Annotated in this window: 16 protein-coding genes and 1 pseudogene; 14 read left to right on the forward strand and 3 right to left on the reverse strand. The window is 31.9% G+C overall.

The annotated features are described in order from the left end of the window. A pseudogene (locus H2650_RS15005) lies at positions 1-3,996 on the reverse strand (DUF11 domain-containing protein); the annotation flags it as partial. Positions 3,997-5,002: 1,006 nt separating this feature from the next. Between H2650_RS15005 and H2650_RS15010 the strand changes: the two are divergent. From H2650_RS15010 to H2650_RS15035, 6 genes are all read left to right on the forward strand, one after another. Beyond that, entirely contained in the window at positions 5,003-7,165 is a 2,163-nt protein-coding gene (locus tag H2650_RS15010; protein ID WP_188051642.1) for a DUF4838 domain-containing protein, read from the forward strand. A 204-nt stretch (positions 7,166-7,369) separates the two neighbouring features. Next, complete coding sequence (locus H2650_RS15015) at positions 7,370-8,722, forward strand: DEAD/DEAH box helicase (protein WP_188051643.1); 1,353 nt, start codon at positions 7,370-7,372, stop codon at positions 8,720-8,722. Positions 8,723-8,966: 244 nt separating this feature from the next. After that, complete coding sequence (locus tag H2650_RS15020; protein WP_188051644.1) at positions 8,967-10,895, forward strand: BatA domain-containing protein; 1,929 nt, start codon at positions 8,967-8,969, stop codon at positions 10,893-10,895. A 31-nt stretch (positions 10,896-10,926) separates the two neighbouring features. Then, a complete protein-coding gene (locus H2650_RS15025) occupies positions 10,927-12,180 on the forward strand; it encodes a dihydroorotase family protein (protein ID WP_188051645.1) in 1,254 nt (417 codons plus the stop codon). A gap of 4 nt (positions 12,181-12,184) precedes the next feature. Further along, positions 12,185-12,511, forward strand: coding sequence for a hypothetical protein (locus tag H2650_RS15030; RefSeq protein ID WP_188051646.1), 327 nt, complete (start codon positions 12,185-12,187; stop codon positions 12,509-12,511). Positions 12,512-12,557: 46 nt separating this feature from the next. Beyond that, the gene (locus H2650_RS15035; protein ID WP_188051647.1) at positions 12,558-13,208 is read left to right on the forward strand and encodes an alpha/beta hydrolase; all 651 of its coding nucleotides are present in this window, start codon (positions 12,558-12,560) and stop codon (positions 13,206-13,208) included. Positions 13,209-13,265: 57 nt separating this feature from the next. Here the strand turns inward: H2650_RS15035 and H2650_RS15040 are convergent, their stop codons facing one another. Continuing rightward, a complete protein-coding gene (locus H2650_RS15040; protein ID WP_188051648.1) occupies positions 13,266-13,772 on the reverse strand; it encodes a hypothetical protein in 507 nt (168 codons plus the stop codon). 13 nt (positions 13,773-13,785) lie between these two features. After that, the gene (locus H2650_RS15045; RefSeq protein WP_188051649.1) at positions 13,786-14,550 is read right to left on the reverse strand and encodes an MBL fold metallo-hydrolase; all 765 of its coding nucleotides are present in this window, start codon (positions 14,548-14,550) and stop codon (positions 13,786-13,788) included. 94 nt (positions 14,551-14,644) lie between these two features. Between H2650_RS15045 and H2650_RS15050 the strand changes: the two genes are divergently transcribed. The 8 genes from H2650_RS15050 (at position 14,645) to H2650_RS15085 (ending at position 22,913) form a co-directional block, all read left to right on the forward strand. Further along, complete coding sequence (locus H2650_RS15050) at positions 14,645-16,105, forward strand: TonB-dependent receptor (RefSeq protein WP_188051650.1); 1,461 nt, start codon at positions 14,645-14,647, stop codon at positions 16,103-16,105. 78 nt (positions 16,106-16,183) lie between these two features. After that, on the forward strand, positions 16,184-16,369 hold the full coding sequence (locus H2650_RS15055) for a hypothetical protein (RefSeq protein WP_188051651.1): 186 nt from the start codon (positions 16,184-16,186) through the stop codon (positions 16,367-16,369). 252 nt (positions 16,370-16,621) lie between these two features. After that, positions 16,622-17,122: a hypothetical protein gene (locus H2650_RS15060; RefSeq protein ID WP_188051652.1), complete on the forward strand. Its 501-nt coding sequence runs from the start codon at positions 16,622-16,624 to the stop codon at positions 17,120-17,122. 321 nt (positions 17,123-17,443) lie between these two features. Next, complete coding sequence (gene panB, locus H2650_RS15065; protein ID WP_188051653.1) at positions 17,444-18,262, forward strand: 3-methyl-2-oxobutanoate hydroxymethyltransferase; 819 nt, start codon at positions 17,444-17,446, stop codon at positions 18,260-18,262. Between the two features lie 243 nt (positions 18,263-18,505). After that, positions 18,506-19,195 (forward strand): RluA family pseudouridine synthase, encoded by a 690-nt coding sequence (locus H2650_RS15070; protein ID WP_188051654.1) that lies wholly within the window; start codon positions 18,506-18,508, stop codon positions 19,193-19,195. Between the two features lie 150 nt (positions 19,196-19,345). Beyond that, the gene (locus H2650_RS15075) at positions 19,346-19,924 is read left to right on the forward strand and encodes a non-canonical purine NTP diphosphatase (RefSeq protein ID WP_188051655.1); all 579 of its coding nucleotides are present in this window, start codon (positions 19,346-19,348) and stop codon (positions 19,922-19,924) included. Positions 19,925-20,128: 204 nt separating this feature from the next. Next, entirely contained in the window at positions 20,129-22,057 is a 1,929-nt protein-coding gene (locus tag H2650_RS15080) for a DEAD/DEAH box helicase (protein WP_188051656.1), read from the forward strand. Positions 22,058-22,145: 88 nt separating this feature from the next. After that, a complete protein-coding gene (locus tag H2650_RS15085) occupies positions 22,146-22,913 on the forward strand; it encodes a carboxypeptidase-like regulatory domain-containing protein (protein WP_188051657.1) in 768 nt (255 codons plus the stop codon). The last annotated feature ends 265 nt before the right edge of the window (positions 22,914-23,178 follow it).

The raw sequence follows: 23,178 nt of genomic DNA on the forward strand, positions 1-23,178 counted from the left end.
GTAATTCGTAAGAGTCATGCTTCCTGCAGCTGAACAAGTCGCTGCTGTTGTGCTAACTACTGGAGTTACTGGTGTAGCCAACTGTGTTAGGCTTATAACAGTAAAACTAGTAGAAGCCGATGAGATACATCCGGAAGTCTTATTAGTTGCTTTAACCGTGTAAGCCGTTCCTATCCCACCTCCTGTTATGACTCCAGTTGCATTAACACTTGGTCCTGTAGGTGAAAAATCATAAGTATTGGCTGCATCGTAATTCGTAAGAGTCATGCTTCCTGCAGCAGAACAAGTCGGTACTGTTGTGGTCACTACTGGAGTTACTGGAGCATTATTAACTATAATTTTTCCAGTAGCATTTACTGATCCACATCCTCCAGATAATGGAATAGTATAATTAAATGTTCCAGATGCGGTTGGTGTACCACTAATTGTGATTTTATTACTTGACCAATTTGCAGTAACACCAGCAGGCAATCCAGTTACTGTACCGATTCCTGATGCACCCGTAGTAGTATGTGTAATTGCTGTTAATGCTGAATTAATACATAATGTTGGTGTAGATGAAGCAACTCCTACAGTATTTATAGTAATAAAATCAATTTTTCCGCTTAAAGTAGCTGCAGTACATGATCCTACATGTCCATTCGTTGTTATTGTATAAGTTCCAGCAACTGTTGGAGTACCACTAATAGTTACTGTTTTATTTGTTGTATCAACATTGGAGGTCAGTCCTGCAGGCAAATTTGTCACAACAGCATTAGTAGCGCTACCTGCAAAAGTATATACCGTATTTGTGATTGCTGCTCCTGTACAAATTGTCTGATTTTGCGAACCAGTAGTTAATGTTAGCGTAGAAACTGTATTAACCATAGCGGCTACAGCTAATCTAGAGTTTGAAGTACAACTATTATTTGTTGCATCAACATAATAAGTAGTGGTTGCAGATAAATTTGGAGTTATGTAATCAGTTCCTTCATAAAGCGAAGTTCCTCCTAGTGCATTTGCATACCAATTAACTTTTCCTGCTGAGGCTGTAGCTTTTAAAGTCAAAGTTCCTGGCCCACATCTTTCCGCTCCTGCAGTTGATGCTATTGTTGGTATGGCATTAACTGTAGCAGTAACAGAAGTTCTAGTTGAAGTACAATTATTATTAGATACTTCTACATAATACGTTTTGGTTACAGACAAACTTGGGGTGGTATAAGTAGCTCCTGTAGCTATTGGTGTACCACCAGTTGCAACATCATACCAACTTATTGTACCCGAAGAAGCAGTAGCGCTCAAAGTAACACTTCCAGCACCACAAATTGTCCCTGGCGTAACAGCATTTATTGTTGGTATTGGATTTATAACAAAGTTTGTTGCTGCTCTACATGTGGAACCATTACAACTAGCATAAAAAGTCGTTGTTCCAGCAATATTTGCATTGGGTAATCCTGAACCCGATACACCAATAGGATTAAAAGTAGCACCCGTAAATATTGAAGACCCTCCAGTAGCTGTGGTAAACCATTCAATTTTGCTATTATCAGTACATCCACTCGCAATTAAATTTCCTGAACCTCCTACACAAATAGACACACTTGTAGTAGTGGGAGCACCAGAAACAGAATTTATAGTAATTGTAGAAGTAGGTAATGAAGTACATGAATTAGCATTAGTAGTGGTTACCTCATAATTACCAGCTACTAAACCAGAGAATTGTCCAGTAGAATTAGACACTGCTGCAACAACTGGAGCTAAACCAGTTAACGAATACGTTATACCCGAACCATTAACAGGCGCAGTCACTTTTATTGTTCCTGTTGAAGTAGTACAATTCGGTTGTGTAGTAGTTACTGTAGGCGCTCCAGGTAATGCCAAAATATTAACATCATCAATATTAGTAGTAGATCCTTTAAAATTTATACCTGAAACATTCGCTTGACTTCCTCCTTGGTATTTATTTGCATAGGACCCAAAACTATCAGTAAATGCAGTAATTTGTCTGTTTGGATTAGCTGTTGTTCTTGTAGGATCTAAATATATTGCTTGAGCATTAGCATTGTTTACACCTGTAGTAGCAGAACTAGTAATTTTACCTTTTAAGGTTATTGTTACTGTTCCATCTTTAGCAATATTAAAATCACCTATTAAAGGTTTGTTTGCAGTGTTAGTATACGACAAAAGACCCGCTGGACCAGTAGCTTCTATAGAATAAACTGCTGTAGCGGATAAAAAATCTATACCTGTAGGAAAAGCGAAGTCTAAGAAAACTTTTGCAGCATTTCCGCTTCCAATATTTTTTATTTGAATTTCATAGGATACTTCATTATTAACCGAATTACAAACTGATGAAGTTAACGATTTTACTTTAGTCTCCAAAATTGGAAAACAATCTGAATTAATCTGAAGATTTTCAGCTAAATCACCAGCAGCAAAAGTTGCTGAATAACCAGCAGCTCCATCCATCGCTCCATGAGTACTTGTTGGAGCAGCTCCATTGTTAGTTTTTCCAGCCGAACCCGCACTTACATTGCGTGTAATTGTAGATCCTGCTGCATTATATCTAATAATTCCGCCTCCGCCTCCGCCTCCGGGACCATGCTCATTACCACCATCATTCTCAGTGTTACCACCGTTACCTCCTTTTGCATCGATTGTAATTGTCGCTGTGCTAGGATTAGAAATATTTAAAAATACACTTCCTCCAGCTCCACCTCCACCTGCACCATCGGGAGCGCTTCCATAAGCACCTGCAGCACCATTGCCACCATTCGCTTGAATTTTACCTGTTCCTATAAGGTTTCCTGCATTTATTAATATGATAGCACCACCAACTCCACCTTTTACACCAGTAGTAGCATTATTGGCGTCACCACCACCACCACCACCACCCATGATGAGTCTATCCAAAGGAGGGGTTGTAAGATAAGATGTAAAACCAGGTCTTCCTCCGCCTGTTTTTGGAGAAACATCACCATTACCACCTTGCCATCCTAAACCACCTAAACCACCGTAACCACCGTTACCACCACCACCACCACCGGCATTGTGATCGTTACCTCCACCTCCTGCATTTCCTGGCGCTCCTCTACCAGCAGATCCTCCTGGCATCTCTTGAGAAGTATCTCCTACTTCATTAAATCCATCCCACATGTATCTGGGTGTTCCCGCTATTCCTTCTCCTTTACCTGAAATTGCAGTATTGGTTGTTGCACCAACATAGGTTGTTGAATTATTATTGCCAGAAACTAAAATAGGGCTAAAGCCTCCTCTAAATCCTCTTGCATTACCATCAATAGTAAAACCAGCAAAATTAAAAGTACCCGAAACATTAAATGCAATAACGCCACCTGAACTACCATTAAATGGCGGTGTGGTAATATTTGCGTTTAATGTTAAATTAGAATATTGTGGAACTCTAACAATTTGAAATGTCCTTTTTCCTCTTGTTGCAGTTGGAGGTGCGTTGTAAAAACTATTTTTAACACCACCACCAGTACCAGTACCTTTAAAAGTTAGATTCCCTCCAGTAAGCGGTACGTTATTTGTCGCTATTACATATTCAAAAATACCTGTATTGCCAATATTGGTAAATCCAGTACCTCCAAGACCATCTGTATATGAAGTAGAGGAACCTGAACCATATTGAGCACTATTAGTATAGTTAATTTCTGCGTCTTGCATCTGAATGATCAAAATCAAATCACCAGTTGCAATTGCTAAAGTACCAAAGTTATTTTGATACTTATCTGTTGCTGGCACTGCCCCTACTTGTATGGATTGTGCCCCTGCATTCAAAGTAAGTGTATTACTTAAAACAGGATAATAGGTATTTACAGCACTAGAAATAGTTATGGGACCATCTACTCCAGGAGTTCCACAAACTTGAGCATTTGCAGAAGAGAAAGTAAGAAGCCCTACAGTAAATACTAAAAATAAATATTTTACTGATTTAGATATATTCAAAAAAGATAATTTCGGAGCGTAGTTTTGATTCATATACTTGATATTCATTAACTATTATAATTTAAATGTTCACCATTAAATGATGAATCGATATATGTTGAAAAAGTAATATAACTGCAAAAAAGGTTGATGTATTTTAAAGATACAAAAACCAATACACTTATATACGTTAATTTACTTATTTTGGTTTTAATTTTTATTATATATTATTGAAATTTATGAATAAAACAATTTAGAAAAACACAATCAAACTTATTTTTTAATTAAAAAATAATAAAAGTGAAATTTTTATCACAAATAACAAGTTATTATTAAAAACTGTAATGTCATAATTATTAAAACGTTGCAAATGTATATAAAAAACTATTAACAATTTTTGGATATTTGTATCAACAAATGATTATTTTTATAAATTAAAAAAAAGCTGTCTTTGAACGTTTTTATTGGTATTTAATCGAAGTTATTTAGTAATCTAAAAAAAATATTTTTCGTTAAAAAATTAATCTTTTAAGATTTTTAAGATTTTAATACAGAAAACTAAGATTTTTAGCTCTTTAAAATCATAATTTTAAAACAAACAATAGGTAAGAAAAAAAATATTTAATTAATTTTAAAAAAAAAAGTAAAAATTAGAGCATTATTACTATTAAAAAAGAAATAATAGAGTAAATTCTTATCTAAAAAACATTTTAAAGTATTCTCTTGTAATTAAAGAAATAACAACTATTCTATAAAGATAAATCGCAAATTCAATTTTGTTACTGATACTTTTGAAAAAACATTAAACTATTATTTTATATATAATTAAAACACTATCGTTAATTTTTACAACAGCAAACTATTTTAAATATACTTTAAAAGTATAACCGTTTTTAAAATTTAAAAAAGACCAATAGACGAACAACTTGATTAATTAATATCTTTAGTAATCAACAACCTATTTCTTTAAACATAAATTCAAAACAATTTCTTCAAATAACTTCAGCATATGTTTATTAGTAGGATAATATCAATCTATTTTCTATTTATTTTAGCTCTTTTAAATACCAAAACAATGGCTCAATCTACTATTACAATTAATGATGTATTAGAGGATCAAAACTCCATATGTATTATCAATACAAATGCTCTTCCTGCAGCAAAAATTTTAAAGAAATATTTAGATAAAAGTTTCACTAACCCTTTTCTAATTAAAGATAATTTTAAAACCAAAAAAGCATCTATTCATCTTATAATAGAACCATTAAAAAGTAAAAAAGAGGAGCCTTCTTTTTATATTAAAAGTGACGATAAAGACATCTATTTAATCGCCACTAACGAACAACAACTTATTTATGGGGTTTACACTTTACTAGAAGAATGGGGTTTCAGAAAATTTACTGCTACTGATTATTATATACCAAAAACAAATCAATTCATTTATCCTAAAAATTTTAAAAAAACATATCGACCTTCTTTTGAATATCGTGTGCTCTATTACCCCGATGCCTTTGATAAAGATTTTAGAGAATGGCATAAATTAGATTGGCATAAAGATGATTTTAGTATTTGGGGACATACATTTAATGAGCTTTTACCATCAAAACTATTTTTTAAAAACAATCCTGAATATTTTGCTTTTTATGAAGGAAAACGAAGAGCTGAGTCAATTTGCATGACAAATGAAATGGCTTTACAAAAAATAATTGCAAAAATAACTCAAATTATTAGCGACAATCCCAATGCAACTTTCCTGTCTGTTAGTCAAAATGATGATACCGTTTTTTGTCAATGCGATCAATGTAGCATTTTAAACCAAAAACATGGTGGTCCTCAAGGGTCTCTTTATTTCTTTTTAAATAAAATTGCAAAGCATTTTCCAAAAATAAAAATAGTCACTTTAGCATATCAACACACATTTCAACCGCCAATTAATCTAAAAATAAGTCCAAATATTTACACTTTGGTATGCCCAATTGAATTAAACCGCGCTAAATCAATTTCTAGTGACAACAATAATTTGTCATTTGAAAAAACATTAAATAATTGGAAAAAATTGACGCCAAATTTATATTTATGGGATTATACAGTTCAGTTTTCAAACTATTTGTCTCCTTTTCCAAACATTAATACTTTTTCAGAAAATTATAAGTTTTTCAAAAAACAGCATATCAAAGGGTTATTTGTGCAAGGTTACGCAGATGGCCCCGGAGACTTTTCAGAATTAAGACAGTATTTGCTAGCCAAATTATTGTGGAATGCAGAAATAGATATAAAAGCAATCACAGCCGATTTTTTAAAAGTATTTTATGGCAATGCAGCTCCATACGTTCAAGAATACCTGAACCTCTTAGCCATAAATCAAGAACAATCAAAAAAAGCTTTAGACATTTACTCTGGTCCAATTCAAAACAGAAATACATTTTTATCCCCTAAAGCCATGGATGAATATGATTTATTATTAAATGAAGCAACAATATCTGTACAACAGGATTCTATTTTATCTAATAGAATAAAAAAATTGAGGCTTGCATTAGAATTTGTTTATTTCGAACAATCTAAATTTTATGGCACTGATACCCACGGAATGTTCCTTACCAATTCTGAAGGCAAGAAACAAGTAAAACCCGGTCTCACCGAAAGAGTACAACAATTTACCACAGTCTGTAATGAATTAGGGATATACGAACTAAGTGAAGACGGAATATCTCCCAATAAATATTATGAAAACTGGTTAGAAATTAGCAAAAACACAACAGTTCATTTGGGAGAAAAATTAAAGGTGAATTTTCTAACTCCACCATTTCCAGACTTTTTAGGAAAAGGATCTGCTTCTCTTGTTGATGGAATAAAAGGACACACGGATTATAATATGAATTGGGTAGGATGGTATGGAAATAATCCTGAAATAGAAATTATTACCAATAAAATAGCCATTAATCGAATTAAAATTAACTTTTTAGACAATCAGAGAAATTGGATTTTTATTCCAAGAAAAATCAAAGTATATGGCTATATTAATAACAAATGGATTTTTATAAATGAAGTTGAAAATATAGCGTTAAAAGAAAATTTTGAATTAAAATCTAAATCCATTGAAATAATTGATTCAAAATTAAGTGGTTTAGAGCGGATAAAAATTGAAGTAGAAAACCAAACCGAATTACCTTTTTGGAGAACAAGAAAAAACAAAAAACCTATGGTAATGATAGATGAAATTGAACTTTATAATCAATAAAAAAATGTTGGATTTAATGAAATTTCGCAATCTAAATTCAGATAAAATCTCAAAAAAAAGACTTTAATTGCATAATGTCAAAAAGAAGCATTTAATCAAATAATTAGCAGACTTTAAAAATGGATATAACCTCTAAATTCAGATAATTTTATTGATTTTGAGCATTACTTTCAAAAACACTATCTTTGCAAAAAATTTAAGCAAATGACTACTTTTGAGCAATTCAATCTTCCTAAATCTGTACAAAAATCAATCGATGATTTAGGATTTACAACTCCTACTCCTATTCAGGAAAAAACTTTTTCGGTGATTATGTCCGGAAGAGATATGATGGGAATCGCTCAAACGGGTACTGGTAAAACATTCGCTTACCTATTACCACTATTAAAACTATATAAATTTACGCCTGGACACACTCCAAAAATAGTAATTCTAGTCCCTACACGTGAACTTGTAGTTCAAGTAGTTGAAGAAGTAGAGAAATTGACAAAATACATGTCTGTTCGAACTATTGGAATTTTTGGTGGTGTAAATATTAACACTCAAAAAACGACAGTTTATACTGGTTGCGATATCCTTGTAGGTACACCGGGAAGAATCATGGATTTAACTTTGGATAATGTAATCCGTTTTGAAGAAATGCAAAAATTAGTAATCGACGAATTTGACGAAATGCTTAATTTAGGTTTCCGCACGCAACTGACTTCGATTTTGGCTATGATGCCAAAAAAACGTCAAAACATACTTTTTTCGGCAACCATGACCGATGAAGTAGATGCCATTTTGAATGATTATTTTGATTACCCAGAAGAAGTGACACTTTCTGCATCGGGAACACCGCTAGAAAACATCAAACAAATCACCTACCAAGCTCCCAATTTTAATACTAAAATAAATCTTTTAAAACATATTTTACACAACAACGAAGAAATGAGTCGTGTTTTAGTGTTTGTAAATAATAAAAAAATTGCCGATTTAGTTCAAGAACGAATAGAAGAGGAATTTGAAGATCAATTTGGAGTGATACACTCTAATAAATCACAAAATTATCGTTTGAGTACGATGGCTTCCTTCCAAGAAGGTAATTTACGTGGTTTGATTACTACTGATATTATGGCAAGAGGTTTGGATATTTCTAATATTACTCATGTTATCAATTTTGAAATGCCCGAACTACCTGAATTGTATATGCACAGAATAGGTAGAACTGGTCGTGCTGATGCTAAAGGAACTGCAATAAGTTTTATAGCGCCGCGTGAAGAAGAATATAAAGTAGAGATTGAAGTTTTAATGAATATGGAATTAACTATTGAAGAGTTTCCTGAAACAGTGGAGATTTCAACAAAGTTAATCGAACCTGAAAAAGACCGACAACCGATTAAGTTTTTGATGAAAAAGAAAAAACTGGAAGGTGATGGTGCATTTCAAGAAAAAAGTAAAAAGAATAAGAAAGTGAATCTTGGCGGACCGGGTGTAACTAAGAAAAAAACACATGGTTCTGTTAATAGAAACATGCTAAAAACGAGAGATAAGAAAAGAAAAGATAAAAATAAATAAAATCATTCTTAGATTTAAATTATTATAGGCAAAAATGGAAATCATTTTTGCCTATTTTTTTATAATATTAGTATTAAATAATCACATATACCATCCTGTTTTATTTATAAAAATAGCAATTTAGTAAGACTATAAATATTCAGAAAACTTCATCTAAAACTATAAAGTAATTTGTATTTTTGGCTGATGAAATTCAGTTCACTGAATTGAATTGAAAAACAAATGAGGCAAACACAACGTAAGAATGCATTTTAAACATCCCGAAATTTTATACTTTCTGTTCGCGTTAATTGTTCCTATTTTGGTGCATTTATTTCAACTGCGTCGTTTTAAAAAAGAATATTTCACAAATGTTCGCTTCTTAAAAGCACTTTCTATACAAACTAGAAAAAGTTCTAAAATTAAAAAATGGTTACTTCTAGCCTGTCGCTTATTAGTACTTACTTTCGTTATAATTGCTTTTGCACAACCATTTTACGAATCAAAAGACAGCAAAAACGCAAATAATGAATTATATATCATTTTAGACAATTCTTTTAGCATGCAAGCCAAAGGGAAGAAAGGCGAATTACTAAAAAGAGCGGTACAAGAATTATTAGAAGAAACACCCGAAAACGTCAATTTCTCTTTACTTACTGCTTCAGAAAATTTTTGGAATACCGATATTAAATCGATTCGCAATTCTTTACAAAATTTGAAATATAGTGCAACTCCATTTGAATTGGATAATATAATGGCAAAATTAAAAGCACATAAATCAGCTTTTAAAAAGGATATTGTAATCATCACAGACAGTATTGGAATAGATAAAAAGAACCTTAAAAATATAGATTTAGACAACAATATACATTTCATAATCCCTAAAGCGGTTCTTAAAAACAATATTGCTATTGACAGCGTTTACATTCATAAAACAGTAGATCAATTCTATGAAATTGGTGTTCAATTATCTACCTATGGTGATAAATTTGATCCTACCCCTATTTCCTTATACAACAATAAAACCCTAATTGCTAAAACTACTGTAACATTAGACAGCCCGAAAAAAACTATAAATTTTACCATTCCAAAACAGGCTTTTCATGGCTATGTTTCTATTAGTGACAAGGGTTTATCATATGATAATGTTTTGTATTTCAGCATTTCGAAAGCTAAAAAAACGAATGTAATCAGCATCGGAGAAGCTGTGAAAAACAATTTTCTATCTCGAATTTATACTGCTGAAGAATTCAATTTCATCAGCACTACTTTAAGCGCATTAGATTACAATAAACTAGAGGAACAAGATGCTATCGTTCTAAATGAGCTCGATGAAATCCCACAAGCATTAATCACTACACTGAAATCTTTTGTAGAAAAAGGAGGAAACTTAATCGTTATTCCTTCTGCTTCCTGTTCTATTTCTAATTTAAATTTATTGGCAACCAATTTTGGTAATCTAAAATTTAATACTTTAGAAAACACAGAAAAACAGATTACTAAAATCAATTTTAATCATCCAATATACAATAGTGTATTTGAAAAAAAAGTAGCTAATTTTCAATATCCAAAAACAAAAAAGACTTTTACTTTATCAAGTTCGTACCCTTCTGCGTTGTCGTATGAAGACCAAAGCATTTTTCTAACTTCAACTAATAATCCCATTGGAAAAGTAGCTGTTTTTGCCGCACCTATTTCTATTGAAAACTCTAATTTTCAGCAATCACCACTTATTGTACCTACTTTTTACAAGATGGCAATGTACAACCATAATAATGGCATTACTGCTTTAACAATAGGAAATAACAATCCACATATAACAGAGACTATCTTAAATAAAGATGCTATTTTAAACGTAAAAGGGGTTGAAGAACAGTTTATTCCAACGCAACAAATACTTAATAATAAAGTTAAAATGAGTTTTGGAGACTATCCAGAACAAGCAGGGAATTTTGCTGTATTTAATAAAAAAGAATGGGTAGAAAATATCAGTTTTAACTATGGTAGAACTGAAAGTGATTTGACTCCAGCTACTGAAAATATTTTATCAGAATACAAAAATTTCGAATCTATAAAATCACTTTTTAACACTTTACAAACTGATCGCACAGACAATCAAATCTGGAAATGGTTTGTTATCTTTGCATTGTTATTTCTATTTACAGAAATGGCTATAATAAGATTCGTAAAATAGAAAACCAAGCTCAAATAATTAAAATACAACTATGAAATTAATCATCAGAGACGCCAAAATTATCGATTCAAAAAGTCCTTTTCAAAATAAGACTGTAGATATTTTAATTGTTGATGGTTTTATACAGAAAATAGGAACCTCAATTCCGAATTTAGAACAACTAGAAGAGTTAAAATTAGATAATCTGCACGTTTCACAAGGTTGGTTTGACAGTAGTGTTTCACTAGGAGAACCAGGTTACGAAGATCGAGAAACGATTTCTAATGGACTTCAAGTAGCGGCTAAAAGTGGTTTTACCGCAATTGCTTTGCAACCCAACTCCTTCCCTATTATTGACAATCAATCCCAAGTTAATTTTGTAAAAAATAAAGCAACTGGATTTGCTACCCAACTTTATCCTATTGGTGCTTTAACAAAAGAAAGTGCAGGAAAAGATATGGCAGAGTTGTATGATATGCAAAAAGCGGGAGCAGTCGCTTTTGGTGATTACAATAAAAGTTTAAGTAATGCTAACTTGTTAAAAATTGCATTGCAATATGTACAAGATTTTGATGGCTTGACTATCGCTTTTTCTCAAGATGAAAATATCAAAGGTAATGGAGTAGCTAATGAAGGAATTGTTTCTACTCGTTTAGGCCTAAAAGGAATTCCAAATCTAGCCGAAGAATTACAAATAGCAAGAAATTTATTTTTACTGGAATATACTGGAGGAAAATTACACATCCCAACAGTTTCTACAAAAAAATCGGTTGAATTAATTAAAGAAGCAAAGAAAAATGGGCTAAAAGTAAGCTGTAGTGTTGCAGTACACCATTTAGTTTTGACTGACGAAAAACTTGAAGAATTCGATACGAGATACAAAGTTTCACCACCATTGCGAACAGAAACGGATAGAATAGCATTGTTGAAAGGACTAACTGAGGGTACAATTGATATGATTACATCAGATCATAATCCGATCGACATTGAGCATAAAAAAATGGAATTTGATGGGGCAAAAAGTGGAACAATTGGTTTAGAAAGTGCTTTCGGCGCATTGATGACTGTTTTACCTTTAGAAATTGTAATTGAAAAATTAACTGCTGGAAAAGAAACTTTTGGAATCGAAATACAAACTATCAATGAAGGATCATCAGCAAATCTCACTTTATTTAACCCAGAAATAGAAAGTATTTTCACAAAATCATCCATTCTTTCTAAATCTAAGAATTCTGCTTTTTTAGGTACCCCAATAAAAGGAAAAGTTTACGGAATTCTAAACCAACAAAAATTAATTTTAGCATAAAATAATGAACAATACTACAGAAACAGGAAAAACAGCAGCAATAACAAGCTATATTTTAGGAATTGGTGTTTTTATAGCGATGTCAATGAATTCTGAAGATAAGAATTCATTTGCTTCTTTTCATATTCGTCAAGGTTTGGGATTAACATTAACCTTTATTTCATTGGGATTAATCATCAGTAATTTTGATAGCTTAATGATTTCTGCTCCTATGTGGATATTTGTTTTAGTACTTTGGTCTTATGGCATCACGAGTGCTATAAAAGGCGAAACAAAACCCGTTCCTTTGCTAGGAACCTATTTCCAAAAATGGCTATCAAACATATCATAAATTTCAATTTCAAAGCACACAATCTTTGTCAAATCAATATATAAAAATGAGTTTATCTTTAGAATTTAAAATACGTGAGCCCAAAGTAAAACTAGATAAAAATCCACTTTTACTTTTACTTCATGGATATGGTAGTAATGAAGCCGATTTATTCTCTTTTGCAGAAGAGCTTCCTGAAAATTATTATATCATTTCAGCACGTGCCCCTTATGATATGCAATATGGAAGCTATGCTTGGTATGCCATCAATTTTGATGCAGATCAAAATAAGTTTTCAGATAATGATCAGGCTAAAGAATCAAGAGATTTGATTGCAAAATTCATAGATGAATTAATTCAGACTTACCCAATCGATGCGCAAAATGTGTCGTTAATTGGTTTTAGCCAAGGATCTATTTTAAGCTATGCTGTAGCGCTTTCTTATCCAGAAAAAGTGCAGAAAGTTGTGGCTATGAGTGGATATTTGAATTTAGATATTGTAGCAGAAGATTACCTTAAAAATAATTTTAGTAATTTAAAAATATTTGCCTCTCATGGAACTGTCGATCAAGTAATTCCAATTGATTGGGCGAGAAAAACGCCAGCAATACTAGAGAATTTAGGAATTGAAGTTACCTACAAAGAATATCCGATTGGTCACGGAGTGGCACCACAAAATTTCTATGATTTCAAAAACTGGCTTTTAGAGCAGCAATAAATAATCTTAAATTTGCAGTTTTCAGAAGCTATTTCTGAAAACTGCCTTAAGTGATAATTACTTCTGTTTTTGATACAACAAAGACTGATTTACTTCAAAAGAAATAGTTTCATCATTATTCACGAAATATTTCAATAAAACTTCACCCCAAATATCACCATCACTAAAATCAGCAATTATCCATCTATGGTTTAATATTTTGACTTTATTGATAATAAATTTATTCGCTCCAATTTGATCTTGACCTGTATAAGGATTCCCTTTTGGATTGGCATTAAAATCTAATAATTGCTCGGTAACAACAGGAATTAATTTTTCATATGCAATAGTTTTATTAGAACTACCAGAGTCAAAATAATTTTGTGCATTTTCATTATTTTCTAATGAGAAGTAATTTGCATCCGCCAACTTAGTAGTCACAAGATTGATACTGTCTCTCAGCTTTGCAGTAGTTTTTTTATATCTATCTTGTTCATATTTCACTTCTTTACTTAAAAACATATAAGTAAAAAGAGCTGTTAGAACACCAAGAATCGTTAGATAGAGAAATAATGATTTTTTCATTTTTTGAATTGGATTATAATGTGATTTCTAAATTATCATAAGCAAGGAAAACATTTTCTGGAAGACTTTTTTGCACCGCTTCATGAAATCCCATAACATGACTAATATGCGTAAGATAAGCCTTCTCTGGCTGTACCAAAGTTATAAAATCTAAGGCTTCTTTCAAATTGAAATGCGTATCATGAGGCTCTTCACGTAAAGCATTTATAACGAGTACTTTTAGATTTTTTAATTTTAAAATTTCGCTCTCTTCAATCGTTTTCACGTCTGTCAAATAAGCGAAATCATCAATTCTATAACCAAAAACTTGAAGATTTCCATGCATTACATTAACGGGAATTGCAGTTTTATTTCCTATAGAAAAAGGTTGATTATTAATAACTTCATTTGTCGCTACCGATGGCGCTCCGGGATATTTATTAACCGTTTCAAACACATACGAAAATCGACTTTTTAGGTTAGTAATAACTCTTTTGTTGGCATAAATAGGTATTTCGCCTTGTTTAAAATTAAAAGGACGAATATCATCAATTCCTGCGGTATGATCAGAGTGCTCGTGAGTAAATAAAATTCCGTCTACTTTACTACAATTCGAAGAAAGCATTTGTTGCCTAAAATCTGGTCCGCAATCTATGATATAAGAGAAATTATCCCAAGAAATCCAAATGGATACTCTTAGCCTTTTATCTTTAAAATCTTTGCTTTTACATACGGGATGGTCGCTGCCAATAACAGGAATACCTTGTGAGGTGCCGGTTCCTAAAAAATATACCTTCAAACTTCTTGATTTTATTTACAAAAATAGGATTAATTCTCTTTCATTAGAATGCTATTTCATTAACTTTGCAACATATTAGCCATATTAAAATAAAATGGACACAGAAATAAAATTAAAAGGTGATCGAATCATCGAACAAATACCTTCAGTAAACGATAAAGCCCTACGTATCAACCTGAATGAAAATATTTACGGAACTTTTGCAGAAATCGGAGCTGGTCAAGAAACCGTAAGACACTTTTTTAGATCTGGAGGTTCGTCTAGAACTATTGCAAAGGCAATGTCTGCCTACGATAAAGATTTTAGTGATGCCGTTTACGGAATAGAGGAAGATGGTCGTTATGTAACTGAAAGTCGCCTTAAAAAAATGCTTTCTCATGAAGTAAATCTAATTGAAAAACGTTTAAGTAGAGAAAAGCACCCCAACAAAATGTTTTTCAGTTATGCTAATACAGTTGCTACTATTGATTTTGCAAAACAATTCAAAGGACATGGTTGGGTTGGTATTAGCTATCAAATTGAGCCAGACGAAGATTACAACGAAATTATATTGCACATTCGATTTAAGGAAACAGATGTACGTTTGCAACAAGAAACACTTGGTATTCTTGGTGTAAACTTGATATATGGTGCTTATTACAAATACAACGATCCAAAACGTTTGTTGCGTTACTTATACGATCATTTAGACAAAGACCAATTAGAAATAGACACTATCAATTTCTCTGGTCCTCGTTTTGCAGATGTAGACAATCGTTTGATGAGTTTACAGTTGGTAAAAAACGGAATGACTGATGCCGTTATGTTTAATCCTGATGGCATTAATGTTTTGCCTGCTGCTATTTTATACAAAAAAAACATACTCGCTTTTAGAGGTAGTTTCCGTCCGGTTACAAAAGTAAACATGGACATGTATGAGAAATCACTAAAAATGTTTTTGAACGAGAATAAAGTAGAAAAAGAAAATACCTTGGTAGTTTTTGAAATTACACTTTCTAATCTTCGTTCTGATGGTGAAATTGACGAAAGAGATTTTATGGATCGTGCAGAATTACTTTGTTCTCTAGGACAAACCGTAATGATTTCTAATTTTCAAGAATACTACAAGGTTGTAGAATATTTCTCTAATTACACAAAAGCAAGAATGGGATTGGCGATGGGTGTAAACAACTTAATTGACATCTTTGATGAGAAATATTACCGTCATTTGAGCGGTGGAATTTTAGAAGCTTTTGGAAAATTATTTTACCGTGATATGAAAGTCTTTTTGTATCCAATGATTGATGAAAATGGTGAAATTATTAATTCTGAAAACTTAAAAGTACATCCTAGAATGAAAGAATTATACAAATTCTTTAAATTCAATGGCAAAGTGGTAGACATAAATGATTACGATGCGAGCATCCTTGATGTTTTCTCCCGTGAAGTTTTGAATATGATAAATAATGGCAAACCAGGTTGGGAAACTATGCTTCCTAGCGGTATTGCTGAGATAATAAAAGAACATCAACTTTTTGGATATGATCCAAATAAAGTTCTTAAAGAAATTAGTTAATTAATAAAATTTGAAATCCTTGACTTGTTTAACAATTAAGGATTTTTTTTATGGTATCATCATATTATTAAATGCCAAATGAAAGAAAAAAATTTAAAAATACTAAAAACAATATTCTTAGGTGGTCTATTATATGCGATTCTACAAGCTGCATTTGATCTTTATGATTTAAAAGAATTTAATTGGGTGAAATTCTTAATAAATACTATCTTTTTTGCGTTTTTTATGGGTCTGATGTTGCGTAAAAATTTTGTGAAAAATTAAATCCTAACGGGAAATTTTTGCTAAAAGCTTAATTTAATTTCAAACAAAGTTTAGAGAAAATAATTTCACTCGAAACTAAAGTTATTATTACCAAAAATATACCGTGAATTATGCTTTAATGTATATGTAGCGCAATTAGTATGTTAATAATAATCGCCCTTTTAATATTCTTTTATTTTCGAATAAAATAACTTCAATCTAAATTTTACAACTCTTCAATACAGAAGACAATCATAAAAATCAACTAATCAAATGAAAAAAAATATAATTTTAACCATCGCTTTTAGTACAATAATTTTAGCATCTTGTCAAAGCAAACAAAAAACAGATTCTTCAGTAATTCAAGAACCTTTAACAGAAGAAATGAGTTCCGATTTAAATTCAAATTCTATTGATTATAAAATCGCCGAAAATTATTTTGTGAAAAATAATGCAGGTAAACTAGAGCATCCAAAAATTGAAACTTTAGAAAAATTCAACTCTATTTTTGGTACGGCAACAACGATGGGCAAAAATGGAAAGCCAACCACAATTGATTTCTCTAAACAAGATGTAATCGCTCTTGTTTTGCCAGAGACTAATTTAGAAACTTCATTAAAAATAGTTAGCTTAGAACATGATTCAACAGCAGGAATAACATTAAAATTTAAAAAAATTGAAGGCAAAAAACAAACTTTTACAACCATTCCCAATTTTGCAATTATAGTAGATAAAAAAGATGATGCAAATGTAAATTTGCTACAAATAAATTAGTAACACTTCCTATAACAGATTATAGAAGATAAAGTAATTGACTTTTAGAAACAAACTAGAATTTTATTTTTTAAAACTTAAGCGTAAAATTCTACAATTTTTAAAACATTTAAAACAATAAAAAATCATACTTTTAGCTTAAAAACAACCTATTAGAAATTAGAATTTTGATACTCTTTTAAATCAATTCTCCATTATCATAGCCATTTGCTGTTCTAATTTCTTAATTTAAGAAAAGCTTGTATTTATATAAAATATAATTTTACATTTTTCAACAAAAAATATACATTTGATTACCTTTACACACTTAAAATAGGAACTATGTCTGTCGCAAAAAAAGATTATAAAAGAATTACCACGAAGTCACTCATTGAAATGAAGGCTAATGGAGAAAAAATATCTATGCTAACTGCATACGATTTTACCATGGCAAAAATCGTCGATTCTGCAGGGATTGATGTGATTCTTGTAGGCGATTCGGCTTCAAATGTTATGGCTGGACATGAAACGACATTGCCTATCACTTTAGACCAAATGATTTATCATGCTTCTTCGGTAGTTAGAGCTACAGAGAGAGCATTGGTTGTTGTAGATTTACCTTTTGGAAGTTACCAATCAGATCCTAAAGAAGCATTGCGCTCCTCAATTAGGATTATGAAAGAAAGCGGTGGACATGCTGTAAAGTTGGAAGGTGGAAAAGAAATTAAAGAATCGATTAAAAAAATATTGAATGCAGGAATTCCAGTAATGGGACATTTGGGTTTAACACCACAATCTATCTATAAATTTGGAACTTATACTGTTCGTGCAAAAGAAGAGGAAGAAGCAGATAAACTTTTGGAAGATGCTCAATTATTAGAAAAATTAGGTTGTTTTGCATTAGTATTAGAAAAAATTCCAGCACATTTAGCCGAAAAAGTGGCCAAAAGTATATCGATACCTGTAATAGGAATTGGCGCTGGTGGCGGTGTAGACGGTCAAGTATTAGTTATTCACGACATGTTAGGAATGAATAATGAATTTAGCCCTCGTTTTTTAAGAAGATATATGAACTTATATGACGGAATGACAACCGCTATCGGGCAATATGTTGCTGATGTAAAATCGAGTGATTTCCCTAACGCTAACGAGCAATATTAGAATACATCTACCACAAGGAAAATCTATTTTGATAATGTAATTTTATAAAAACTGAATTAAACATCGTCTAATTCAGTTTTTATATTTAGGTAACTATCTACAATAAATAAAAATCAAATAATTTTCGCTTCTGTACTAGTTTTTCATTCAGAAAGAACCGTTGAAATTTACAAAAAATTAGAAGCATTAATAAAGATTTAAATTTAACAAACCGATCTAAAAAAGCCCAAAATCTAAAAATAAATGAAAATCATATCAAATAAATCAAATCTCCAAATCCTTCACGAAGACAATCACCTTATCGTTATAAATAAACGTGTTGGTGATATCGTACAAGGCGATAAAACAGGAGACAAGCCATTATCTGATGTGGTTAAGGAATATATTAAAGATAAATATAATAAACCGGGAGAAGTTTTTTTAGGTGTTGTACATCGTTTAGATCGTCCTACATCAGGCATAATTGTCTTTGCCCGCACGAGTAAAGCACTAACAAGGATGAACGAATTATTTAGTAATCGAAAAACTCAAAAAACCTATTGGTGTATTGTCAAAAACAAACCTTTGATCGCTGAAGATAAATTGACTCATTATTTAAAAAGAAACGAAAAAAATAATAGTTCAAAAGCACATTTAAAAGAAGTTCCTGATAGTAAATTAGCTATTTTAGATTATAAAATCATAAAGGAACTCACTAATTATTTTGCCTTAGAAATTAATCTACATACGGGAAGACATCATCAAATACGGGCACAATTGTCTGCAATAGGTTCCCCAATAAAAGGGGATTTAAAATATGGTTTTGATAGAAGTAATCCTGATGGTGGTATTCATCTACATGCCCGAAAATTAGTATTTATTCATCCAGTAACTAAAGAAAATACAATTATAATTGCTCCCACTCCAGATGAAGTACTTTGGAAAGCATTATAATTTTAAAAAATGAACTTAAACTTCAACTTACTAGTATTATAAAATTGAGGTTTAAAAGTTTAAATTTAAAAATGGATTCTGCGATGATTTACCCAAAATCTAACATCCAAAAATGTATATTTGAAAGTTAAAAATTTCAACAGTAAAAATATGCAAATTGTCTTCGCCTCCAGCAACAAAAATAAAATTATAGAAATTCAAAGTATGCTTCCCAAAAGCATTCAAATTCTTAGTCTAGAAGACATTGGTTGCCTAGAAGAAATACCAGAAACCGCAGATACCATTATGGGGAATGCTATCCTGAAGGCGGATTATGTAACAAAAAAATATGGGTATGATTGTTTTGCTGATGATACAGGACTTGAAGTTTCCGCTTTAAATGGGGAACCAGGTGTTTACTCTGCAAGATATGCCGGAGAGCAGCGCAGTTCTGAAGATAATATGAATAAATTATTAGACAATTTATCAGATAAAAATAATAGAAAAGCACAATTTAAAACCGTAATTGCACTAAACATAAACGGTAAACAACAATTATTTACAGGTATAGCAGAAGGAGAAATCACTTTAGAAAAAACTGGAAACAAAGGTTTTGGATACGACCCTATCTTTCGCCCATTGGAATATACAGAAACTTTTGCAGAAATATCTTTAGAGATAAAAAATGAAATCAGTCACAGAGGAAAAGCAACCCAAAATTTGATTAAATTTTTAATAGGAATCAAATAAGTAGGCAAAAAATAGGTTTTTTACAACATAATATCCTATTCAAAGCATGAATTTCACTTAAATTTGAGTAAATAAAAAATACCAATTCTTAAATAAAATCCTAACATTCTGATAATCAAATCACAATAAATCATTAATTCTTAAAATAGCATTAGTTTATATGAATTATAAACAGTAATTTTGCACCCTATTTTAAAAATACATATGAATAAATTTGAACAATTAGGATTGAGTGAATCGTTACTGAAGGCGATTTTAGATCTAGGATTTGAAAGTCCGACCGAAGTACAGGAGAAAGCGATTCCCCTATTATTGGAAAAAGATACAGATATGGTTGCGTTGGCTCAGACAGGGACAGGGAAAACGGCAGCTTTTGGTTTTCCAGTTATCCAAAAAATTGATGCTAACAACAGAAACACACAAGCATTAATTTTATCTCCAACACGTGAATTGTGTTTGCAGATTACCAACGAAATTAAAAACTACTCTAAATACGAAAAAGGTATTAATGTGGTAGCAGTTTACGGTGGAGCTAGCATTACAGAACAAGCGAGAGACATAAAGAGAGGTGCACAAATTATTGTGGCAACTCCAGGAAGAATGCAAGACATGATTAATAGAGGATTGGTTAACATTTCTCAAATTAACTATTGTATTCTTGACGAAGCTGACGAAATGTTGAACATGGGTTTCTACGAAGATATCGTAAACATCCTTTCGACTACGCCAGACGACAAAAACACATGGTTGTTCTCTGCAACAATGCCTGCTGAAGTAGCACGTATTGGAAAACAATTCATGAAAGACCCAATTGAAATTACAGTTGGCGCTAAAAATTCAGGTTCAGCTACAGTTTCTCACGAATTTTACTTAGTAAATGCACGTGATCGTTACGAAGCTTTGAAACGTTTAGCTGATGCTAATCCAGACATTTTCTCAGTAGTTTTTTGTAGAACAAAACGTGATACACAAGCTGTTGCCGAAAAATTGGTTGAAGATGGATACAGCGCTGCTGCTTTGCACGGAGATTTATCTCAAGCGCAACGTGATGGTGTAATGAAATCTTTCCGTGGAAGACAAATCCAAATGCTTGTAGCTACTGACGTTGCTGCACGTGGAATTGATGTTGACAATATTACGCACGTAGTAAATTACCAATTACCTGACGAAATAGAAACGTACAATCACCGTTCAGGTCGTACAGGTCGTGCTGGTAAATTAGGAACTTCTATTGTAATTGTTACTAAAAGTGAATTGCGTAAGATTTCTTCTATCGAGAGAATCATCAAACAAAAATTCGAAGAAAAAACAATACCTTCTGGAATTGAAATCTGCGAAATTCAATTGTTACACCTAGCTACAAAAATTAAAGATACTGAAGTTGATCACGAAATTGACAACTACTTACCTGCAATTAATAGCGTTCTTGAAGATTTATCGAAAGAGGAATTAATCAAGAAAATGGTATCGGTAGAATTTAACCGTTTTATCAATTATTACAAGAAAAACAGAGACATTTCTTCTCAATCTGGCGAAAGACGCGAGCGTGATGATAGAGATGGAGCTCCAAGAGAGAACAATAATAGTGGCGCAACAAGATATTTCGTGAACATTGGTTCTAGAGATAACTTTGATTGGATGTCATTAAAAGACTACTTGAAAGAAACATTAGACTTAGGTCGTGATGACGTTTTCAAAGTAGACGTAAAAGAAGGTTTCTCTTTCTTTAACACAGATCCAGAACACACGGATAAAGTAATGGAAATATTGAACAACGTACAATTAGAAGGACGTAGAATCAATGTTGAAATTTCTAAAAATGATGGTGGCGGAAGACGTGATCACAATGGAAGAAGTTCAGGTGGAAGTTTTGGTGGTTCAAGAAGTGCTGCTCCAAGAAGAGAAGGTAGTTTTGCACCAAGAAGAGAAGGTTCATCAGGCGGTGGATTTAGAAGTGATAGAAATTCAGCTCCAAGAGAAGGTGGTTTCGGACCAAGAAGTTCATCTGCTCCAAGAAGAGAAGGTGGCTTTACATCGGACAGACCTAGAACGGAAGGTTCTTCTGATAGAGCTCCAAGACGTTCTGAAGGATCTGGTGATTCACCAAGACCAAGAAGACCAAGAAGAGACTAACATGCATTGTTAATCTTCTTATAATTATATAAGGAAACTACAAAATATTCAATCTTGATTTATTACTTTTAAAGTTTTAAATTAGCATATGAAATATTTTGTAGTTTTCTTTTTTTTAGTACTTTCCTCAACTGCCATTGCGCAAGTTAAAGAACCCTCCCAGAAAGTTAATGGTATCATAATCAGTAATACGACTAAAGAACCTTTAGTAGGCGTTAACATCATTAATGTAAATAAAGTAAGAGGAGCAACTACCGATTTAGGCGGTTACTTTGAGCTAGATGTGCAAGTAAATGACACCTTACACATTACGAGTTTAGGATTTCAATCCCTTCGGGTTCGAGTTACCAATGACTGGTTAAAAAATAAAAGCACAAAAATACAACTTACAGAAAAAGCCATAGCGCTAGAGGAAGTAGTCATTCGCCCATTTAACCTAACAGGTTATCTAGAAGTTGACACTAAAATCATTCCTGTTAAAGAAAATTTCAGATATAGTATTTCTGGACTTAGTCAAGGATATGAGGCGGGAGAATACTCTCCAAATGCCTTTGGAAGGGTATTAGGATCTATCTTTAATCCTGCAGATGTTCTTTATAACTTTTTTGGCAAAAATCCCAAAGAACTTAAGAAACTTAAAGAAATGAAGAAAGACGATACAGTTCGTAATCTTTTAGAATCTAAATTTGATAGAGAAATGATTGCCGTACTATTAGGAGTAGATAAAAATGAAATAGCCGAAATTTTACAACGCTGTAATTACTCCGAATCATTCATACAAACAGCTAATGACTTGCAAATTATGGATGCTATTAGCGGATGTTATGAAGAATATAAAGTATTAAAGAAAAAATAAAGTGATTTTAAATATTTAAAATAATTCCTCAATTATACTAAGTAGTTGAGGAATTATTTTTTGATAGAAATTCAAGTTATTACAATTCTCCAATAAAAAAATCCCATGGCCGTTTAGAGCTATGGTGATTAAAAAACTACTTTCAAAAAAAAAATCTCTTTGTAAGGATAATGTACTTTATAAAAGTAAAAATTAAATTTCATCTTGTACAATTTTAAAATAAATCATTAAATTTCGAAACAGAAAAAGACTTATACTAATTAGA

This window comes from Flavobacterium sp. GP15, assembly GCF_014281985.1.
Classification (GTDB): Bacteria; Bacteroidota; Bacteroidia; order Flavobacteriales; family Flavobacteriaceae; genus Flavobacterium; species Flavobacterium pygoscelis.